Genomic DNA, 14,891 nt, shown 5'->3' with positions numbered 1-14,891 from the left:
AGTCAAAAACCCGCAGTGATATACCGTTAAGAATCACCGAAAACCTACTGAAGGTAAAGACCCTCGTCACGCTAGCCATCGTTTTTGTGCTATGTATACAATCATTGCGCGGCGATGATATTTCGCCCATTTTTGCGGGATTCGCGGGCTCGATCATTACTTATTACTTCACAAAAGGAGACGTTGACAATGACTATTACACAAAGAAATAGCCCAAATCACAGAGTGGGACGGCAGGGGCACACGCCTGACTTTATTGTTTGCCATACAACCGGCGGCAGCTTTACCAGCGCGATCAACACAATCATGAATTCCGCCAATCAAGTGTCTTATCATTATGTCGTGGCACGTGACGGTGCAGTGACGCAGCTTGTACGGCTTATTGACACAGCGTGGCACGCCGGAACGACCAATAACGGCGGCAACGCGGATAATCGACATTCGACAATTGCTACTGTGCGCGATCGCCAAGTCAACGCAAACTTATATACCGTTGGCATCGGCTTTGCCGACATGGCTAATGGTAATGCCAGCCCGCAGCAGGTTGACACAGCAGTCGCTTTAATTTCACATATTCGTGACGAAGTTAGACGCATCTATGACTTTGAAATTCCTATGACGCGGACAAATATCATTGGTCACAATGAAACTACCCCGCGTACAAGGGCATTTTGCCCGGGTGTAAATTTTCCATTCAATGAGATTATCCGGCGTATTAGCGAACAACATGCAGCACGTCCTGCAATACCACCTACACCTTCCGCTATTGCGGCGGGTGATGTTGTACGACTTACTGATAGTGCTACATATTACGACGGCCGGACCATTCCGGCATGGGTACGGAACGAAAACTGGATTGTGTCTGCCATATGGGGCGACCGCGCTGTCATTGACAAGAGCCAATCGGGTGCACATGCTATTAAAAGTCCAGTCAATGTGAGGCACTTAACGGTAGTTGGCAGCGATGCGATATCTACACAAGTACCGGAACCAGCGACAACACACCGCCCATTGGATGATATCGCCCACGAAGTCATTCGCGGCAATTGGGGCAATGGTACAGAACGTCGGCAACAATTGACGGCAGCAGGATATGATGCTGCGGCTGTGCAGAGACGAGTAAACGAGATGCTGAGGGCATAAAAGCAAACAAACCCATTAAAAATGCTGAAAATTCAATGATTTTCGGCATTTTTGGTGGTGATGTCATTGTAGGCTTTGCAACGAAGTTAATGTAGAAAGTACCTATTTTATGTCACAGAGCGAACCTTTCCTCATTGACACAACAAAATTGCCATAACAACACCTCTACTGGTGGAACAAATTGCCTCCAATACAAATTTACGAGTATTTCCAAACTGATTTGTCATCATCATAGCATTAAATAGGTGAAAAAACAAGGCGGAGTTGATTTTTAGGAGAGATTGTGTTATAATACCATCATTGTCTAAAGAGACGCGTGATGCAAAAAAATTATCGAAAAAATTAACCATAAGACTAAGAGCACGCTATAAAAAAAGCATTTAGCATTTGTTTATTGCAACTTACAACAGTAAATCTGCATATTGACATTTAAGGTGTTGCATAAAAAGTAATCTTATGATGCAGCATATAGTATTTGAGTGCAAAAACAAATTGTTGAAAACTTCAAATAAATTCCATTGAAAAGTACAGAAATTTATGATAACCTGAATATATTGTTTATGTTTTCAGATAATAAACATTTATATAAAAACGAAGGAGAAGGCAATATGTCAAAAATCAGCGTGTTCAAAAAAGTTGCAATATTTCTATCATTTGTCTTATTTGTAAGTGTTGCGCTTATTCAGATTTTTATAACAACCATAGCGGCAGAACCCGAAGGCATCGTACCAGCAATGGACTTGTTTGCCAGCGATCGCACTGAACTGGGCGATGCGATAGTAATAGCGAATGCTGCCGGAGTATCGGCAACAATCACGCTATTGGACGACATTGACGGGACACACACGGCACTTCCAATCAATGCAGGTGCAGATGTTATATTAAGGAGCGAAGCAGGCAATAACTTTACCTTTACCGTGACCAGCCAACGGCATTTTAATGTAAACGGCACATTGAAATTGGAGAATGTCACCTTGAGTGGTGACCCGACTCTTGGAACCGCGCATGGTGGTGTTCTAGTGAACGCCGGGGGGCGTTTGTATCTTGACCCGGGCAGTGTGATTGAGAACAACCGCGCTAGTTCCGGGGGTGGTGTACAATTGGATGACGCCACGCTCACCATAGATGGCGGTGTGATTCGCGGCAATACTTCAACCAGCAACTCTGCCAATAATGGCGGTGGTGGCATAAATGCTGTGGGTGCTGACAGCGAAATATATATGCTTAGCGGTGAAATCAGCGGCAATCAAGCACTCGGCACAGTCAATACGATTGGCGGCGGCGGCGTGCGGGTGTATGGCGGCGAATTTTTGATGGAAAACGGTACAATCAGCAGCAACACGATTACCGGGCGCTATGGTGGCGGTGTGGCCGTTGCCGGCGGCGGTAGCTTTACGATGGAAGGCGGGATAATCAACAGCAATGCCGCAAGAGCCGGCGGCGGTGTGAATATTGGCAATGTTAATACTGCGGCTACTTTTACAATGTACGGCGGCACAATCAGTGCGAACAACCTTACAGACGCTCAGCCGGCTGATGGTGGCGGCGGTGTAAGGCTTCATAATGCCGCCAGCAGTTTTTATATGTATGATAACAGCTTGATTACAAACCATGAAGTCGCCAGCGATGGCGGCGGCGTACAAGCGACTGCCGGTACAATTTATCTGCGAGGCGGTATAATCAGCAATAACAGGACGACCGGTAATCGTACCGGCGCGGGACTGCACGTTGCGAACGCTACACTCACGATGAGTGCCGGTGAAATCAGCACGAACAGGACACTTGGCACCGGTGCTGCGCATGGTGGCGGACTGCACCTCGTGAGTACTACATTTATAATGAGCAGCGGTGAAGTCAGCGGAAATTGGACGAGCGGCACCGGCAACGGCGGCGGCATACACGCAACAGGCGCGGGCAGCAGTATTGCCATGAGCGGCGATGCTGCAATCACCGGAAATAGAGCCCAACAAGGCGGCGGTTTGAATCTTGATGTGACGGTGGGTGCCGGGCAGCAGCCATTCACACTGAGTAGCGGTCGGATTGAAGACAACACAGCAAGGACGAACGGCGGCGGCATGCGGCTTTCCGGTTTTGCGATCACGATGACCGGCGGCAAGATTCATGACAACAGCGCCGGCCATGCCGGCGGCGGCATCCATTTTGCGACCAACATGAACAGTAGATTGTTTCTATATGAGGATGCCATCATCAGCGATAATACATCGGGTACTGTGACTGTAGGCGTTATTGCCCGTGATGGTGGCGGTATAAATATGACCGGCGGCCGGGCATATCTGCGCGGCGGCGAAATTAGCGGTAATACAGCACTTGGCACCGACGCGAACGCCGGCCAAGGCGGTGCTGTGAACCTTCGAAGCGCTCCCTCTGCCGATCCACCCACTGTATTTACAATAGAGAGCGGCATGATCACTGAGAATGAGGCACACTTGGGCGGCGGCGTCAGCATTTTTAGTGGCACAAATCTTGATGTCGTTATGCAAAACGGTGAAATCAGTTATAATCATGCAAGAAACCAGGGCGGCGGCGTGAACGTCAACCAAGGCAGCTTTGAAATGCTTGACGGCGTTATTAAAAACAACACCTCGGATTCAAGCGGCGGCGGCATAAGGATGAGCGGCAACGGCACAGTAGAACTTCACGATGGCGAAATTCGCGGCAACATCGCGCAAAGTGATGGTGGCGGCATACACATAGGCACTGCTGTTGGCAATAGTTTGTATGTTTCGGAAGATGCGTCTATTATCGGAAATACCACTCATGGCGCCACAGGCGGCGGTGGTTTGAATTTTGCCGGCGGCACGCTGGAACTGCATGGCACAGTCAGCAACAACAAGAGTCTGGGCAGCGGTGATGGCGGCGGCGTGAATATCATCAATGGTGTTCCCGGTGCTGTACAAACGGCTTTGATAGATGGGTCTCTCATTAGCGGTAATATGACAAATGCCGCCGGGGGCGGGCTTAACATTCAAATCGAAAATTTTACAATCCAAAACAGCATCTTCGCAAACAACCACGCAAACAGCCGCGGCGGCGGTATGCGAATCGGCAGTGCGGGCAATATTACGTTGGATACGAACGTTATCTTTTACGAAAACACTACAAACGGTGCCGGTGGTGGCATTTTTGTAGGATCGAGCTTCAGCAATACTTTGCATATACATGACACCATTGTCATCTATGAAAACTCAGCAAATCATGGCGGCGGTTTATATATGCGCGGCGGCAACGTCCACATGCATGGCGGTGATATACATCATAACACCGCTAACGTCAATGGCGGTGGCGTGACAGCCAGTGTGAGCATGCTTGTTTCGCCGGGAAGTTTCACGATGGAAGACGGAACCATCAGATACAACACGGCCGGCGGCAGCGGTGGCGGTGTTCATGCGCATAATTCGAATGACAATTTAATCGTGCTAGGCGGCACTATTTACGACAACACCGCGCATAACGGTGGCGGTATAAATGTGAGGAACGCCACAGTTACGATAGATGGAGGCATAATTGACAACAATACCGCGCATAACAATGGCGGTGGCATTTGGATGGCCAATCATCTAAACCCATTCTCTATGACTAGCGGCTCGCTTACAAGAAATTCCGCCGGAGGTGACGGCGGTGCGATTTTCGTAAATCCGACCTACACGGATAATCCCGTAGCGGATCCGGATACTATCTATGAAAGAGTTCAAGTGATCTCAAACAGCGTTACATTCGACAACAACTTTGCCGGCGGGGGCGGATTTGCACCTCCCAGCAACTGGAGTGCAATTAGTCGTTTTAACGGACAGTTGCTTACAAATCACAATATTAATTACAGATCGAACTGGCGTGTAACTTTTGTTTTAGATGGTGGTAATGTTGGCGGTAATGAAGGTCCTATTGAACATATATTTCAAACCGATTGGTCACCGGCGCAGCTAATAATCGGCGATGCGCGCGTACCGGGCATGTTGCCGCCACCTGCATTAATTCGAGAAGGCTACATTTTCGTTGGTTGGCGTAACCGCGACATTGAGCCTGACTGGGATGAAGATTGGGACGGCGATTTTTCAGATTATATTTTAACATGGACAGATGTAGCAGCATGGGAAGTTGAAAATTCGACTGAGTTTGAAGCGATATGGAAACTTAGAACATTTGCCTTTGAGTTCCATAAAACCGGGCAGGACATATACAATGTGCCTGAATGGAACACACCGGGGTGGGTTGATACGGTTCTGCGCGGCGGCGCGCATTTTTCAATATTCCGTTATACTGGAAACGGAACACCGAATTCTGGGGTCGTTACTGAGGATATGATTACTACCGGCACTTGGGTATATGCCGGAAGCGCTATTAGCAGCGGACTCATTGGTGCACCGATCGAGTTTCAGCTATTGCCTGATAGCTATTATCAATTAGTAGAGACTATAGCTCCTGCAGGATATACGCTGCCGTTAGGTCAGTGGCGCGTTGTGTCGGTGGAGCGTGATAGTGATGGAGCTGTTGGCTTCCAAATTACGTATCAAGGGGATTCAACAATTCCGGCATTTGTTAATATCGGCGGCGAATTTGAAGATAGTGCATTTTTTGATGGCACATTCTTTGTTGGCAATCGGTTACAGTTGATCTTGCCTCTGTTCGGCGGATCCGGCGTTCCTTTGGCATTTACGTTGCTGGGAGGATTTCTGATTATTATGGCTATGGTTGCACTAAGCTTTATCTTGTGGCATAAATCGAAAGAGAAGATTAAGCGGCAGACACCATGCGGTCTTTCTTAAAAGTTAGTGATTGTCGAGATAATTAAGCTATTATTCTGCTTCGTTTAATCCATTTGCAAAATAAGCCCTATGCCAACCTGTTTTCCTTCTGCGTAAATCTGCATCGCCTATCATGGCGTCGTCTTGATTACTTTGTCAAGGGGTAGAAAAAAGCAGTACAAGGCTTTTCTTGTACTGCTTTCGCTATTCATAATGTGCCTACTCATGGTATGGGTCGGGGATTGTGGGCAAGACGGGAGTTTGCTTATACTGCGAACTATACTTCCGCTGATAAGAGTTTACTTACAGCTTCTATTACTTTTCTTGCATCTTGAAAGTCAGATGGTGTCCATTGGAATTGTAACCCGCCACATGATATTTTTATTTTATCGTTGTATTCATATTTTATTGCGTGTCTGCACCCGTTTCCGCCACTTGGAATTGTGCAATTATTACATATACGTCCGGCAATATTGCCGGGCAGGTTTGAAAACATTTTATCTGCAAATTCCGGCGATGTTTCTGCTAACTTGGATAGTGTTTCGATTGTACCGTTTTTTTCATTTATTTTTGGTATTTCCATATCATGCAGCTCTTCAAAATTTAATCTTCGCATTTTATAAATGAATCCAAGAGCAGATACATATCTTATGCCAAAATCGTTTACTGTCCTTTTGATATTCAGGCTGTTTTTCATATCCTTCATCAAAAACTCATCTGTTTTTCTTGCTTCATTTTGTACTTCTACAGGCAAGTTTGTTATATATTGCTCAAATTTTGACATTTTAGGTGCAGAACTAATCATTTCCATAAACCATCCCTAATATAAAGTTTAATCGCTATTGATTGCCGAGCCATCTGTGCGATGTTTTGTTAAGAAATCGTTTTGTGTTTTCATCATATTTTTAATTTCAATTAAATAGCTATCACTAATTGTCGGCAGAATAATCAATTTATCGTGACAGCAAGCAATTTTTTTCCCGTTAGGATAAATATAAGTATAGCAACCTCCGCATTTTCCATTACATCCACTTTCGATTCCGACACGAGTTTTTCGGGATTCACATTCCCTTTTTACACCTTCATGGAATATATCCGAATAATCAGACGTGGCATAAAACTTTAACGCAAGAGTCGTTTTGTCATTGCTTGTCAAAGGATTAGGCGGACTAATTTTGCATAGTCTGTTGTAGCTGTTATTTTTAATTTTCCTTGCAAAAACAACCGGCTCGTATTTGTCTTTAACTTTCGCGGGCGAATATCCTAATTTTGTCGCGTATTCGGCTATATTGCGATATAAATCCTTTTCGTTGTCTGGCAAAAGGGCAATTAAATCGTCAATCCTTGCCTTTGATTTTTCAGTCATTTTTACACACCCTCTTTCAATTTAATCGGCACAAATAATTCATATTGATGATAGCCTAATCCTTTTTTTATTTCTTCTGTAGGATTTATCATATGTCCCATACAATAACGTCTGCCGCGTATTTCGTCAAACTCAAAATTAGTTGATTCAATCCATTTCATAATTTTTTCAATTACAAGACTATTACTTTCGCCGTCACCGTCTATAGCAGTGTGAACAGCATATAACCCACCTTCAAAGTCGATGATTTCATATCCGCCACAATCTTCGCTTGTAGCATCATCTTCTACCATCATCCACCATACGGCGCCACCATCTTCTCCGAACAAAAAATCGTTATATGGATAATATTTAGTATATCGCCTTTTCGGTTCATAGTCAGACCACCAATTTGAAAAATCCCAAACTTTCGAGTTTGTAGTATCAGGTGCTCCCGAAGTTGCCACTTTACATTTTGGTATTTGTATAACACGTACTTCCGGCATTTTGTTGGAATTTAATTTTTCCGTAATTTCTGCCAATCGGTTCACTGTTGCTGGATTGCCGCCGTAATCCACATTGACAAGCCGTGTTTCGATTTCATTTGCTTTGTCATATAATGATTTGATATCTGCGCCTTTACCAAAATCAACTTGCTTGATTTCTGCGATAAAATCTAAAATTATTGATTTGAGTTCGTGCAATAACGACACTTCGCCGTCAATATCATCAACCTTTTTGCCTAACACATCCAAAACGGCATCAGAGCCGGACGTGTTGAAAATTCGTTGTATATCTTTGATGCTGATATTGAGTTTACGTAGAATTAGAATCTGCTCAATTCTTCGCACGGCATTTTCGTCATATAAGCGATAGGCGTACTCGTCACTACGGCTACTTTCTATCAACCCCATGTCCTCGTAATAGCGCAGAGTACGCGCTGTAATATCGTACTTGTCCGATACGTCTTTGATTTTGATTAGGTCGCTCATTATGCTTGTCCTCATTTCTAAATTTATCGCAAAGATAAATCTATTATAAACTCTTCCCCAACGGCAGAGTCAAGCCTTTTTCGTAAAGTTTTTGATAAAAATTCCGTATTCGATTTTTATCGCCGAATACGGATAATATAAATATGATACCACACGCCACACCGTTACGCCATAGCACAGAAGATATCCGACTTGTCTGTCAAAGAGGGCAATACTGATATAGTCAAACGACTCAAAAAGTTGCTCAAAGAAAATGAGGAAGCCGTCACAAATCTCATAAAGACTATCGAATCGGGCAAAGCGGTTGATGTATTAAGCGTACAGATTGAAAAACGGCAAGCCGAACGCAAGGATTTAGAAAATCAACTCACTTTGGAACAAGCCATTCGTCCGACACTCTCGTATAACAATGTAAAGCACTTCTTTGAAAAGTTCAAGCACGGCAAACCCCTACGACCCTGCGTTTCGTATATCGCTGATTGGTGCGTTTGTCGATAAAATCCGTATTTTTGACGGCGATGATGCACGAGTTGAGATTTATTGCTACGCAAGCGAGCAACCAATAAAAATGCCCCTCGAAAAACCCATAAGGGATTCATCTAAGGGACATTTGGTGGGCTCTCAGGGACTTGAACCCGGGACCAACCGGTTATGAGCCGGTCGCTCTAACCAACTGAGCTAAGAGCCCATACAACGTATTGTAACGCAAGATGGCATTTATGTCAAGTGCATAATCTCCCAAAATATGGACACAATATCACTACATCAACCACGGAGGTGAAGTTGTGCGTATTCTCAATACAGAGCGTGTGCGGTCAGTTTTACTGACTTGCGTCACGATTGCACTCATCGTTATGGCCATTGCCATCAGCAGCACGCGGCGCATGGCATATACTACACCCGCTGACAGTGCTCTTATACTTGTCCTCAATGACGAGCCGCCACACGTTCCTGCGTTTGCCGAACTTGCCGAGTTTGATTACATTCTGCGCGACTACAACGGTCTGCTCACAGTATTCACACGCGAAAGCCCTGATACACCATTCTACCGCACCGATGTCCGCGTTCGCACATTGCGACAACATGACCAGAACTTGCTTGTCGACGGCATACTTGTCGAAAACAATATGAAATTACAGCAATTGCTCGACGATTTTACAACATAGGCGTTGCGCATATTGGTTTCACGTGCTATAATGTAATGCATCATTGCAGAATTTTACATTATAGGGGGGTTCCGATGCAACAAGTTTACAAAGGCAAGACCAAAGACGTTTACAAACTCGATAACGGGCAGTATTTGTTAAAATTCAAAGACGACATGACCGGCGAAGATGGCAAATTTGACCCGGGCGCCAACACTATTGGGTTGTCCGTTGAGGGCGCGGGGCGCGCGGGGCTTCGCTTGACCGAATACTTCTACACGCACATCGAAAACGCCGGCTATCCCACGCATTTCATCGCCGCCGATGTTGATGCTGCGACACTGACCGCTAAACCCGCTGAAGTCATCGGCAAGGGCTTGGAAGTTATCTGCCGCTTTCGCGCCGCGGGTAGTTTCTTGCGGCGGTACGGCGACTATTGCACCGAAGGGCAGCAACTCGACGCCTTTGTGGAAATGACGCTCAAAGACGACGAGCGCGGCGATCCACCTATTTCACGCGATGCCGCGGCCATGTTGGGCTTATTGAGCCATGACGAGTACGATAGATTGGTCGTTTTGACACAGGAGATTTCGCGATTGATTAAGCAGCTGCTTGCAAAGAAGGGGCTTGACCTATACGACATCAAGCTGGAATTCGGGCGTATTGACGGGCAGATTGCCTTGATGGACGAAATCAGCGGCGGCAATATGCGCGTGTATAAGGACGGCGTGTATGTTGAGCCGTTGGGGCTGGTTGATTTAATCCTTGGATAGTAAAAAACAGGCTTACCGCCCGCTCTTAACTTGTACTGTTATTTCTCAGTGGTCACGAAACCATTTCTGTATTTATAGCAGAACCCTAAAATGCTGTTATATAGTAAAAAATTAAGCGCGCATTATTTTATCAGTAATGTCAACATGCGCCTTATTTCTTCTGCGCAAAATGTATTTTCCCTTCTCTTTTCGTATTTTTACATGCCAGTACATCCTATGTCCATTGTTTGTTTCCCACATATCATTCGTAAATGATATAAATTCTTCGAACTCAAAAACGAAGATTGCCGAATCGTCGCCACAACCAAATGCAACATAAGCATTTTTATATTTAGTAAGTGATTCTTTTTGATGTGGATGAAACGCAAACCAATACTCTGGCTTTTCTGTCGTCCCATGATTCTTTGATACTGCGCAAATTATAGCCATATCGCTTTCTTTATTAGCATATAATGTTCTTGTTTGTTTTTTTACCGTGATATTAAGATGTTTTTGGATTCTCTTAATACAAGCATCATTAAAGTTAACCGGCGTAGCTTTCGTTTCATTAGCATTATTTCGTCGTTCTGTATCTTCATCAACAATCAGATTATTCTCATCATTGCTATATTTTACATCTTCACCTGTGGTGAATATGGTGTCAATTAGGTAATCAAGCCTTGTAAATTCAAGGGGTTTTAGTATTTGACTAATTTGCTTAAATGTGTTTTCATTATCGACTAGGTCTTCTTTAATCTTTAATAATTTCAGCAATGCTTCTGCACTTATCAGTCGTATATCCCATGCATGTTTAGACCCTCTTATTTGAGCCTCTAAACCGCCGGTATCATCCCTTCCAATTATCAATAATATCGATGAATCGTTTTCATTAATTTTGCCACCAGCAATAAGTTTTTTTCTGTATTCAGCAATTGTATCTAAGTTTATAGAGTATACGTTCGTTGTTTTTGTTTCAACAATAATGGCGCTATCTTGACTTTCCCATAAACCATCGTTTCCAACACTACCCTTTTTTCCTTTATAAAGCCCAAACTCAACTGTAAAACCCAATCTTACGCCAATCTCATTTACTAGATCTTGTAAAGCTTTATGCGCATTTTCACCTGACTCTGCCAAGCACTCATTTATGTAAGTTTCCAATTTAGTTGTGGGCAAATTGCTTAACAGTTCCTTAAACTCAATTGACGTAGAACTGTTGTCAGTTAATTTTCCATTTCCGCAAAACCCAAGAATCTGATGCAGTTTTTTATCTTCATAAGAATTCGGGTTTTCTTCCCATAAGGTTTTTATCGTTTTTTTCAAGTTATATATCTTCTCCTTTACTCAAATCTATTTGCACATACGATAAAATTTACACCATACCACGGGACGCAGGGGATTGCGTCCCGTGGTATGGATAATCACAAGCCCTCTTTCGTGCACGTGTAGCGTGATAAGTGTTTCCCTATCTCTGCTCCACTGCCCTTGCCGCGCTCTTAAATTCGCCACGCACCTTCTGCAACTCACCGTTTATCGTATTCAATCCGCCGCCCAATTGCGCCACGAACTCACCCAATTTCTTCAACGTATCTTCAACATAGTCATTCGCCGCACCACGCACTTCACGCTCATGCAACCGCGCTTTTGACTCAATCTCACGCGCTTTCGACTTGGCTTCCTGCACAATTTTACTCTCATTGACAATTTGCAGTGCCCGCTCTTCGGCCTGCCGTTTAATCGCCGCCGCCTCACGCTTGGCATCATTGATAATGTCGTTGCGGCTTTGCACAATTTGGCAAGCCTGCTCAATTTCCGGCGGCATGACGTTACGCACCTCGTCAATCAACCCCAGCACCTTATCACGGTCTACAATGCACCTATCCGCACCAAACGGCAAAGAAAATGCCTTCTGCAAAAGTTCGCTCAGATTGTCCAATAAATTTTCCGTGTTGCCTGAAATTCCCGACATTGTGGTTTCCTCCGTATGTTTAATTCACCAATTCGGTGATTCTTTTCTTTACCGCTGTAACAACAAAATCCGGCGCGAAATGCGCTAAGTTGCCACCATACCGCGCAAACTCCTTGAACGCGCTGCTGCTCAAATGCGCCAATTGCGGATTGGCGGGCAGCAGAAGCGTTTCCAACATCATGTTTTCTGCCTGATTTAATGCCGCCATTTGTTGTTCTATATAAAAGTCTTGCGCATCCCTCACACCCTTTATTATAACAGGTTTACCATAAGTGTCAAGCCCCCGCGCAAGGTCGGCAACAAGCCCTTCGGAAGTGATAATCTCGATATTTTCCCCCAACTCTTGCTCGTCAACAGCACAGCGAAGCATTGTCGCACGTTCGTCAGGCATAAACAGCGACATTTTATCGATGTTGCGCATGACAGAAACGATAAGTGTATCAGCCAGTTTTGCCGCGCGGGCGATAATGTCGAGATGCCCATACGTCAATGGGTCGAAACTGCCGGGATAGATGGCTGTTTTCATAGGTCATTCCTCCCCTACACAGGTCTTTCCGTACCGCAAAACTTGCAAAAATGACGGTCTTGGCTTGGACTGGGTGCGCTGCAGCTCGGACACATCCAGTAAGCGGCTCCCTGCCGTTGTTCGATTTCAATAGTCTGCCTTCGCTTTCTTTTTTTGTGCCAATTTATAAGTTTTAACACCAACAGCAATCATAATAACACCGAGCACAGTTGGAATGATAACAGGAAGAAAAACAACAGTCCAATCCCAAACACCGATGACAAGCACGCCATCTCGGATAGAAAGCGTCCGTGAAAGGTTTTCATCGCGCCTGTATCCACTCCGTAGCAAACTGTTGTAAAACTCACCGACCTCTTGATCGCCATTTTCCCAAGTGATTGTACCTTGTCCGTGAAGCTGTCCGTCAACAAGTTCACCTTCATATATCCAGCCCAGGCCACTGGGATTAACAGATTCAAATCGCCCAAATCCTTGCGGCAGACCATCTTCATCGAGCATTCCGCTGAATATCCCCGTACGGTCACCAAACGCAAACGACACGGTCATTTCATAATCCTCAACCATTCGTGCCGCCGCTGCAGTCAATGGTATGGAAATGAAAATCAATACCATACATAGTAAACGGCTGACCTTTTTCATGCCCGCCCCCCGTACACCGTCACTTTCACCCGCCCGTAGCGATACTCCACCGCATTCCATTGTGCGGGGGCTTCCCATTGGTCATCGATATCGCTTTCACAGACAATCAGGCCGCCATCTTGCAGTAAATTCCGCTCGGCAATCAACGCCAACGCCTTGCGGATGAAAGTGCTGCGATACGGCGGGTCAATAAAAATCAACCCAAACGGCTCTTCCGCGCCTTGCAGGAACGCCAATGCATCCTTGACCAATACGCGTGACTGTTCTTGCGCATGCACTTTTTCGACGTTTTGACGCAAAATATCTGCCGCCGCACGACTGTTGTCAACAAATACACAATCCCGTGCCCCGCGGCTCAATGCCTCGATACCCAGCTGCCCGTTGCCGGCAAACAGGTCCAGCGCGCGCCGTCCCTCGACGTCAAATTGAATAATATTAAAAATCGCTTCTTTCACACGATCAGATGTCGGCCGTGTCGCGTCGCCGGGCAGGCTGTGCAACTTACTGCCGCGCCATTGTCCTGTAATAACTCTCATGTGTTGCTCCTCCTTTGTAGGGGCGGCATTCTGCCGCCCGTGGCATGATACCACGCCAAAACGCTTTGATTATTCATGGGCGAACACGGTTCGCCCCTCGGGCTTACTCGAAAAGCGAAGGCTTTATCTCGCAGTCTGTGAATAGGATATCGTTTTCTATGTTATCTATTCGTTTCTTTTGATGTTCATCTATATTTGCAGGGTCAAAAAACCAACTGAATTTGCATATCTGCCGAAATTTCATAAACATCGGTATTTTTGCAAGCCAAAAATCACTCAAATTATTTGCAAATAAGTATCCTTTGAGAAAGTTTTTGATTATGCTATCGGTAAAATCATTACCGGCATCATCCTTACGTCCCCACCACAACCCATGATACAATGCTATGCCTATATCCAAAGCAAACCAGCTGTACAGGCTGTCATCAAAGTCAAAAACATTGATACTATCGCCGTCTGCATGGAAATTCCACGGGTGCATATCATTGTGAATCAACCCGTAAGAGTCTTTGTCTTTTGGCAGTGCCATCATTTCTTTTATCAAATTTTCAACAATTATATTCACCGATGGGCAACTTTTTACACTATCGCCAAGCGCGAATCTACCGTCAAATGAGCCGCGTGTAATGGTATTGCTTGTAAATGCAAAATCTTTTGTAAGACGATGAATATCACCCATCACCTTGCCCCAATTAAAGAATATTTTTTCATTCCATTTTTCTAAATTATTCTTATCAAATGGCATTCCGGCAACAACTTTAAATGAGGAAATAATAAAATCCTTACCATTCTCGTGTGTTGAAGTTACAAGCTCACCGTGTATCGTTTTCAACGGTAAGCCCACACCAATATGGTTTTGCGCAAGATAAAATAGCCACTCCATTTCGGCTTTTGTTTCATTAAATGAGCCATTCGAAAATCTTAGGATATAATATTGCCCATCCTTTTGAAACGCATAAATCTGATTGGTTGAGTCACTGACAAATTGAAGTGTTGCTTTGTCAAAACCATAGTTTTTTGCCGCAAATTCTAATAGGTTATCTGATACCATGGCGACCTCCTATCCTTATCCGAAGTGTTG

The 14,891-nt window shown here is 44.8% G+C and carries 14 protein-coding genes and 1 tRNA gene; 5 read left to right on the top strand and 10 right to left on the bottom strand.

Translation table 11 applies throughout. The features are described from left to right. The first annotated feature begins 189 nt into the window (after positions 1-189). Positions 190-1,143, top strand: coding sequence for an N-acetylmuramoyl-L-alanine amidase (locus FWE06_00135; GenBank protein MCL2545587.1), 954 nt, complete (start codon positions 190-192; stop codon positions 1,141-1,143). Positions 1,144-1,751: 608 nt separating this feature from the next. Further along, positions 1,752-5,927: a hypothetical protein gene (locus FWE06_00130; GenBank protein MCL2545586.1), complete on the top strand. Its 4,176-nt coding sequence runs from the start codon at positions 1,752-1,754 to the stop codon at positions 5,925-5,927. Between the two features lie 256 nt (positions 5,928-6,183). Here FWE06_00130 and FWE06_00125 read toward each other — a convergent pair whose 3' ends face one another. The 3 genes from FWE06_00125 to FWE06_00115 are packed head-to-tail and all read right to left on the bottom strand — an operon-like array spanning position 6,184 to position 8,243. Next, the gene (locus FWE06_00125) at positions 6,184-6,717 is read right to left on the bottom strand and encodes a hypothetical protein (GenBank protein ID MCL2545585.1); all 534 of its coding nucleotides are present in this window, start codon (positions 6,715-6,717) and stop codon (positions 6,184-6,186) included. A gap of 21 nt (positions 6,718-6,738) precedes the next feature. After that, on the bottom strand, positions 6,739-7,272 hold the full coding sequence (locus FWE06_00120; protein MCL2545584.1) for a hypothetical protein: 534 nt from the start codon (positions 7,270-7,272) through the stop codon (positions 6,739-6,741). A 2-nt stretch (positions 7,273-7,274) separates the two neighbouring features. Continuing rightward, positions 7,275-8,243: a MerR family transcriptional regulator gene (locus FWE06_00115; GenBank protein ID MCL2545583.1), complete on the bottom strand. Its 969-nt coding sequence runs from the start codon at positions 8,241-8,243 to the stop codon at positions 7,275-7,277. A gap of 192 nt (positions 8,244-8,435) precedes the next feature. Between FWE06_00115 and FWE06_00110 the strand changes: the two genes are divergently transcribed. Further along, positions 8,436-8,741: a hypothetical protein gene (locus FWE06_00110; protein MCL2545582.1), complete on the top strand. Its 306-nt coding sequence runs from the start codon at positions 8,436-8,438 to the stop codon at positions 8,739-8,741. 113 nt (positions 8,742-8,854) lie between these two features. Here FWE06_00110 and FWE06_00105 read toward each other — a convergent pair. Continuing rightward, positions 8,855-8,931 (bottom strand) — tRNA-Ile (locus FWE06_00105). Between the two features lie 97 nt (positions 8,932-9,028). Here FWE06_00105 and FWE06_00100 point away from each other — a divergent pair. Then, positions 9,029-9,409: a hypothetical protein gene (locus FWE06_00100; protein MCL2545581.1), complete on the top strand. Its 381-nt coding sequence runs from the start codon at positions 9,029-9,031 to the stop codon at positions 9,407-9,409. A 74-nt stretch (positions 9,410-9,483) separates the two neighbouring features. Further along, on the top strand, positions 9,484-10,161 hold the full coding sequence (locus tag FWE06_00095; protein ID MCL2545580.1) for a phosphoribosylaminoimidazolesuccinocarboxamide synthase: 678 nt from the start codon (positions 9,484-9,486) through the stop codon (positions 10,159-10,161). Positions 10,162-10,272: 111 nt separating this feature from the next. Here the strand turns inward: FWE06_00095 and FWE06_00090 are convergent, their stop codons facing one another. The 6 genes from FWE06_00090 to FWE06_00065 form a co-directional block, all read right to left on the bottom strand. Then, entirely contained in the window at positions 10,273-11,463 is a 1,191-nt protein-coding gene (locus tag FWE06_00090; GenBank protein MCL2545579.1) for a hypothetical protein, read from the bottom strand. A gap of 142 nt (positions 11,464-11,605) precedes the next feature. Continuing rightward, positions 11,606-12,109 (bottom strand): ATPase, encoded by a 504-nt coding sequence (locus FWE06_00085; GenBank protein ID MCL2545578.1) that lies wholly within the window; start codon positions 12,107-12,109, stop codon positions 11,606-11,608. Positions 12,110-12,128: 19 nt separating this feature from the next. Further along, positions 12,129-12,635 (bottom strand): pantetheine-phosphate adenylyltransferase, encoded by a 507-nt coding sequence (gene coaD / locus FWE06_00080; protein ID MCL2545577.1) that lies wholly within the window; start codon positions 12,633-12,635, stop codon positions 12,129-12,131. Positions 12,636-12,761: 126 nt separating this feature from the next. Then, positions 12,762-13,274 carry a hypothetical protein gene (locus FWE06_00075; GenBank protein ID MCL2545576.1) on the bottom strand — a complete coding sequence of 171 codons (513 nt, stop codon included), beginning with the start codon at positions 13,272-13,274 and terminating at the stop codon, positions 12,762-12,764. After that, positions 13,271-13,810 (bottom strand): 16S rRNA (guanine(966)-N(2))-methyltransferase RsmD, encoded by a 540-nt coding sequence (gene rsmD / locus FWE06_00070; protein MCL2545575.1) that lies wholly within the window; start codon positions 13,808-13,810, stop codon positions 13,271-13,273. The genes FWE06_00075 and rsmD overlap by 4 nt, the downstream gene beginning before the upstream one ends. 103 nt (positions 13,811-13,913) lie before the next feature. Further along, a complete protein-coding gene (locus tag FWE06_00065; protein MCL2545574.1) occupies positions 13,914-14,861 on the bottom strand; it encodes a phosphotransferase in 948 nt (315 codons plus the stop codon). Positions 14,862-14,891 lie beyond the last annotated feature (30 nt).

This window comes from Oscillospiraceae bacterium, assembly GCA_009780275.1.
GTDB lineage: Bacteria > Bacillota > Clostridia > Oscillospirales > UBA929 > WRAI01.
This window is presented reverse-complemented; position numbering and strand designations above follow the sequence as displayed.

Coding starts and splice junctions, on each gene's coding strand:
- FWE06_00135 (MCL2545587.1), top strand. CDS start 190: ATGACTATTACACAAAGAAATAGCCCAAATCACAGAGTGGGACGGCAG.
- FWE06_00130 (MCL2545586.1), top strand. CDS start 1,752: ATGTCAAAAATCAGCGTGTTCAAAAAAGTTGCAATATTTCTATCATTT.
- FWE06_00125 (MCL2545585.1), bottom strand. CDS start 6,717: ATGGAAATGATTAGTTCTGCACCTAAAATGTCAAAATTTGAGCAATAT.
- FWE06_00120 (MCL2545584.1), bottom strand. CDS start 7,272: ATGACTGAAAAATCAAAGGCAAGGATTGACGATTTAATTGCCCTTTTG.
- FWE06_00115 (MCL2545583.1), bottom strand. CDS start 8,243: ATGAGCGACCTAATCAAAATCAAAGACGTATCGGACAAGTACGATATT.
- FWE06_00095 (MCL2545580.1), top strand. CDS start 9,484: ATGCAACAAGTTTACAAAGGCAAGACCAAAGACGTTTACAAACTCGAT.
- FWE06_00085 (MCL2545578.1), bottom strand. CDS start 12,109: ATGTCGGGAATTTCAGGCAACACGGAAAATTTATTGGACAATCTGAGC.
- coaD (MCL2545577.1), bottom strand. CDS start 12,635: ATGAAAACAGCCATCTATCCCGGCAGTTTCGACCCATTGACGTATGGG.
- FWE06_00075 (MCL2545576.1), bottom strand. CDS start 13,274: ATGAAAAAGGTCAGCCGTTTACTATGTATGGTATTGATTTTCATTTCC.
- rsmD (MCL2545575.1), bottom strand. CDS start 13,810: ATGAGAGTTATTACAGGACAATGGCGCGGCAGTAAGTTGCACAGCCTG.
- FWE06_00065 (MCL2545574.1), bottom strand. CDS start 14,861: ATGGTATCAGATAACCTATTAGAATTTGCGGCAAAAAACTATGGTTTT.